Source organism: Endozoicomonas atrinae, assembly GCF_001647025.1.
GTDB lineage: Bacteria > Pseudomonadota > Gammaproteobacteria > Pseudomonadales > Endozoicomonadaceae > Endozoicomonas > Endozoicomonas atrinae.
In genome coordinates this window covers 1-3,908 of the sequence record NZ_LUKQ02000379.1, presented here as the reverse complement: position 1 = coordinate 3,908, position 3,908 = coordinate 1, and the positions used below count along the sequence as shown (strand labels likewise).

General features: G+C 43.6%; 5 protein-coding genes. 2 read left to right on the top strand and 3 right to left on the bottom strand.

Annotation, left to right across the window (positions count from 1 at the left end; translation table 11 throughout):
* Positions 1-480 precede the first annotated feature (480 nt).
* Entirely contained in the window at positions 481-1,122 is a 642-nt protein-coding gene (locus AK963_RS26515; RefSeq protein ID WP_066018354.1) for a hypothetical protein, read from the top strand.
* A 307-nt stretch (positions 1,123-1,429) separates the two neighbouring features.
* On the opposite strand, the gene grxD is transcribed toward AK963_RS26515, so the two are convergent.
* Entirely contained in the window at positions 1,430-1,765 is a 336-nt protein-coding gene (grxD, locus tag AK963_RS26510; RefSeq protein WP_066018353.1) for a Grx4 family monothiol glutaredoxin, read from the bottom strand.
* Positions 1,766-1,910: 145 nt separating this feature from the next.
* Positions 1,911-2,237 carry a gamma-glutamylcyclotransferase family protein gene (locus AK963_RS26505; RefSeq protein ID WP_083232910.1) on the bottom strand — a complete coding sequence of 109 codons (327 nt, stop codon included), beginning with the start codon at positions 2,235-2,237 and terminating at the stop codon, positions 1,911-1,913.
* Between the two features lie 128 nt (positions 2,238-2,365).
* On the opposite strand from AK963_RS26505, the gene AK963_RS26500 reads away from it, so the two are divergent.
* Entirely contained in the window at positions 2,366-2,890 is a 525-nt protein-coding gene (locus AK963_RS26500; protein WP_066018352.1) for a MerR family transcriptional regulator, read from the top strand.
* Between the two features lie 50 nt (positions 2,891-2,940).
* On the opposite strand, the gene AK963_RS26495 is transcribed toward AK963_RS26500, so the two are convergent.
* Positions 2,941-3,426, bottom strand: coding sequence for a GNAT family N-acetyltransferase (locus AK963_RS26495; protein ID WP_066018355.1), 486 nt, complete (start codon positions 3,424-3,426; stop codon positions 2,941-2,943).
* Positions 3,427-3,908 lie beyond the last annotated feature (482 nt).

The following is a 3,908-nucleotide window of genomic DNA, read 5'->3' as shown; positions in this document are numbered from 1 at the left end:
AGACTGTAGTGATAAACTCTTCAACGGGCATGACTGAAACCTTCTTTTTTGCTTTTTACTGCTTTTAATAGCAGAAAGCAGGTTCAGTCATGTCTCCTTATGCAAACCTAAAAGTCGCACATGGCGTTCTACTATGAAAAAATATAGAGTCCCGGTTTGATCAAACCGGGCAAGCATTTTAAAACCAACACTGACGAGCAGCCATCAGCCTTCACAGAATAACCAGCCCAAGCAATCAATTGACTCAGCTAACCGCGGTTAAATTCATCTAAAATGACGCAACTACCACCAATTCCCTCACCTTTAATCCACAATTGAGGAAATGACAATCAGCTAACGTAACTTGAGCTGATTTGTATAAGTTATTAGCCATGATAACACTACTGTCTAATTGTTCAGCTCTCTGACAACAATTTGAACTTTTCAAAAGTAATAAGATCAAAGCGGTTCAGAAACGCTTGCTACGGACTGAAAAATAGTATGAGTACGCCACCTGTTAATCCAGACTATATTCTCCCTCAATATCTACCTCCAGAGGGCATACACTCAAACCCACAGGGTAGCTTCACCAATAAAAAGGCTACGGCTACACCGCACGATGCTTCATTCTATAAGCTCAGAACACCTCCTGATGGCATGGAGTCTTCTCAAGAAGAAACCATCATGCAAAGAGTTATCAAGATTGGCTTTACACCAATAACAGAAAGGGAAGTAACAACACCCAGAGAAAGTCCAAGAGTAATATGTAAGCCAAACTTCCTCCCTAACGACACTACTAGCTATAATGCTTTCTCTATTTCACCTTCACTGCTTCACTCTTTTTCAAGCTCACTTTCCTCTGATGAAGAAGCCGCTGAGATACAACAGCAAACTACGACAATCACCATAAATTCACCCTATCCTGAAGATGCTCAGATGGACTCACTTGGCTCTATTGGTGAGGAAATAGCTAAGACCAAACAATCATGGATAGAGCCCCAGAGGCAAACTATGCCTACCACCAGACACCCCACCCCACACCCCAGACTTCTTCAGATTGACTCCACAAGCTCCAGTGACGAATCCAGCCCAGCAATATCAGAAGATGCACTGGAGTCAGGTATCAACAATTTACAGCTGTGAGACTGAAGGAAACATGAGATGAGACTAACTCATCCATGGATTACTCAAGAGTAATGAACACAAAGATTCAGTTTCTGAAAAAGCACTCAACTAATGCTCCAGAAGGGCGCCCTGCTGTGAAGACTTTTCTTTTGGAAACGGGTAGATATCAAAACAGTAAAGAGCCAATGTGACTGGCCTATAAAACAAACATTAGCTTGGCCTCAGGCCATATCCATAAAAAAAGGCTCTTCAATTTTGCAATTGAGGAGCCTTTAAATAACCCAGCCTTGGCAAAGGAAAAATATGTCAGGATAAACCCTGATCCTTAGCCATCTGCCTTTTCGGCAGAGCCAGCAGCCTCAGCAATCAATTGCTGCAGCTCACCGCTGTTAAACATATCAATAATGATGTCACTGCCGCCAATCAGCTCACCCTTAATCCACAGCTGAGGGAATGTCGGCCAGTTAGCATACTTGGGCAGATTGGCACGAATCTCCGGGTTCGCCAGAACATCAACAAAAGCGAACTGTTCGCCACAGGCCATCAACGCCTGAACAGCCTTGGAGGAAAAGCCACACTGCGGTAACTTCGGAGAGCCCTTCATGTACAGCAGGATAGCATGGGATTCAACCTGTTCTTTTATTTGCTCCATTACGTCCATGAGACGACCTCTTCTTCATTGGAATCATACAGCAGGACATTTTAAAGAAAATACCTGACTGTCACCATATGTTATTACATATATTCGAATAGATAAAAACAACCACCATACAATCAATCAGTTACAAAAGTAACCAAACCCAACGCTATCTTCGAATGGCATACACAAAGGCCTCAACAGACTGCCCTTTCAGCTTAACCATGGCAGGAACTCGCCTATATTCCCGCCCTTCAAAATCGTCTATGTGTGTCCAGTACTGAGCCAATACTCCAGATGATAAAACCCATCCTTTAACCTCGTCACCCTCATCTGAGGGCATAATGCCCGGATACCCCATTACAGCCTCCCACCCCCTATCCAGCAAAAAGCCCTTTAAGGTTGCGGGTTCCCACGTTCCTGAGACCTTCTCGAGCACATGGTGATTTTCCCGTCCAGGAGCCAGAGTCCCATAAACAAATAGACGCTGTATCATTTCCAAACCATCCTGTTAATTTTAAAAAAACAACCTTAGATGAGTCAGGTGATTTTGTTTTGATTTTCTGTTGACCCGTCTATTAGTGTAGGGCTGAGAATTGACCTCGTATTCACCAGGGGGGCCATATGCTTACGGTTACTCAATTGGCCAGAAAGTACGATATATCGCGCACTACGATTCTTTACTATGAGCGTGAAGGCCTGTTAATGCCTCACATTCGATCAGAGAATGGCTACCGATGGTATGGGCAGACTGAAATCAAACGCCTTGAAGCCATCATGGCTTACCGTGCTTTCGGGATTCCAGTCAGCAATATTGCGCCTCTCCTCAACCGTGAAGACGATAGGGAGCAGGAACGCATTCTGCGAGATCAACTGATGGCTCTTGAGCATGAGATCCAGAAATTGCGTCACCAGCAAAAGGCGATCGTACTGCTTCTCAAACAACCTTCATTACTGGAGCAAAACATGGTCAATAAAGATCGTTGGGTAGAGATTATGAAAGCGGCTGGATTCAGCGAAGATGATATGAAAAGCTGGCATCAGCATTTTGAAAAAATGGAGCCAGAGGCACACCAGGAATTCCTGGAGTCACTTAGTATTGATAAAGAGGAAATAGATAAGATCCGCGTCTGGTCGAGACAGCCTTAAACAAGATATCCCGGGAACTCTTACACGGAGTTCCCGGAATTATCACTTAACTACGGAGCGTCAGCGAACGCTGTCAATGCTGACCCTACCAGCTGATAGCCCAGCCATTCGCTTTTAGGTCTGGCACCAATGGACTCATAAAACTGGATGGCGGGCTCATTCCAGTCCAGCACGCTCCATTCAAAACGCCCACAGTTTTCAGAAACTGCTTGTTTTGCCAGATATTGCAACATCGCTTTGCCTGCACCAAAACCGCGATACTCCGGAGCAATATACAAGTCTTCCAGATAAAGACCTTTTTTACCCAACCAGGTTGAATAGTTATAGAAATAGACCGCAAAACCGACAGGCTTTCCATCCAGCTCACCGATAATGGCTTTTGCAGTGGCATTACCACCAAAAATCGATGCCTGAATATCAGAAACCGTGGCAATAACCTCATCTTCTGCTTTTTCAAACCGGGCAAGATCCTGGACAAACCCCAAGATCAATGCAGCATCATCTATAACAGCTTCTCTGATCACAACTGGTGACACAAAACCCTCCAACAAATATCAGTGTTGCCTGTAAAACACGCTAACGATATCCGGGATAGTGTATTAGTAAAAGAGAGGCTGCAACCAGAGAGTTCAAAAGCATACTCTCAGCTCCAATTCAGATGTATTAGGGATCAACACAAACTCAGCGCAATAGATAGAAAATTAAGGAGTAAGTCTGACAGCACGTTTGTTTCAAAGGATCAATAACTTTCAACGAGTGGAGAAACTGTTTGAAAGGCGGGAAAAATTATAACAAAGGCCATAGCTACTTGGCTGGCATAAATTCATGCTGATTATTTGAGAAGGCATCTTCGATATTTTTTCAATAACACCTTGAATCAACTGTCATTTAGGGAATGTAATTTAAATTGTGTAAACGCTTGTCGTTAATACTCCAAAATGGAGAATAACAATGAGCGTTGAAATCAACGAAAAACTGGTAGATCAAATAGCCAGTCAGATTAAAACTCAGGATGATC